The organism is Psychromonas hadalis ATCC BAA-638, from assembly GCF_000420245.1.
GTDB classification, from domain to species: domain Bacteria; phylum Pseudomonadota; class Gammaproteobacteria; order Enterobacterales; family Psychromonadaceae; genus Psychromonas; species Psychromonas hadalis.
Genome location: NZ_ATUO01000335.1, coordinates 1 through 1,225 on the forward strand (window position 1 = coordinate 1; position 1,225 = coordinate 1,225).

Here is a 1,225-nt window from a genome sequence, read left to right on the forward strand (position 1 = left end):
GCGCACATAACAAGTTGCTTAAACGGAAAAATAACAGTTGGCCATCGCTTCGCGATTATAGCCAACCATTCTTTTCCGCTTAGCAAGGCGTTAGGTTTTAATCACACATGGAGTTTATGTGAAAATGCATAGTGATTGGACAAGGAGTGATAAGATTGCATTTGTAGGGATTCTTTCCTTTTTTATTATCACAATTTGGCAAAAAAATGTACATGAGGTTTATTTGGAATTTTTCAATGATTGGACAAAAGGCGATATAACCGCACTATCTTCTGCTGTAGTAGCGCTTTCCGCATTAATTCTTGCAATCTGGCAAGGCATTACAATTAAAAAACATAACGTATTAAGTCTTCAGCCTTTAATTCGTTTTGCTAGTGAAGTATTAGTATCTAAAAAAGGTATCTCATTAATAATTTGTAACCATGGTCTAGGGCCCGCAATTATTACATCAATGTTTTACGTGGTGGATAATGTTAGGTATGAGTTAATTAATATTAATGGTTTTGCTGACTTAAGAAAAAATATTGGCTTAAGTGATCTCGAGTTTGGGTTGAGTTGTAATCCTAAAATTAAAGGTTCAGTTATACCAGCTGGAGAAGAAATTACATTTTTCCAGTTTTCAAATTTAGATGGTTCAGCTTTAGATAATGCAGAAATAAATAAAAGAATTATTAATTCCTTACCTAAATTCATCGTGCATTACAAATGCACATATGGGAAATGTCATGAACAAGATTGGTCTTGGGATTTTGTTGATAATTTAATATAGTAATTAAATTATTTTATATACAAAAAACCTAACAAGGTCAATTAAACGGAACTAAAACAGTTGGCTAAGTTTCGCTTCGCTACACATTATAGCCAACAATTTTAGTCCGCTTATTGCGGCGTTAGATGCAATTGGAGAATTAAAATGAGCTGGTTATCTACTATAAATGTCGAAGATTTGGTAAACAATGCACCGGCTCTAGAAATCTATGAAAGCTTACCCGCAATGGGTTTCGAGGAAGATAAAGCTGTGAAGTCTATGATTTTTACAGAAGGATATTTTGTGACTAACACTGAGGGCGAACCTCTGAAGAAAATGGAAAACACAGAAAACCTTCCGAGTAATGCTGTTTGGACTGTAGTTAAACACACATTGATTAGGTCAAATTCCGATAATTTCCATTTAAAATATAAGCAGCTAAACGATCGTTAATTTAGTAAAATATAAGCCTTAATA

The 1,225-nt window shown here is 33.6% G+C and carries 2 protein-coding genes; both read left to right on the plus strand.

Features of this window, described 5'->3' with window-relative positions:
* Window positions 1-118: 118 nt before the first annotated feature.
* Complete coding sequence (locus G322_RS0119385; protein WP_022943300.1) at window positions 119-769, plus strand: hypothetical protein; 651 nt, start codon at window positions 119-121, stop codon at window positions 767-769.
* A 144-nt stretch (window positions 770-913) separates the two neighbouring features.
* Entirely contained in the window at window positions 914-1,201 is a 288-nt protein-coding gene (locus G322_RS0119390) for a hypothetical protein (protein ID WP_022943301.1), read from the plus strand.
* Window positions 1,202-1,225: the final 24 nt, after the last annotated feature.

Coding starts and splice junctions, on each gene's coding strand:
- G322_RS0119390 (WP_022943301.1), top strand. CDS start 914: ATGAGCTGGTTATCTACTATAAATGTCGAAGATTTGGTAAACAATGCA.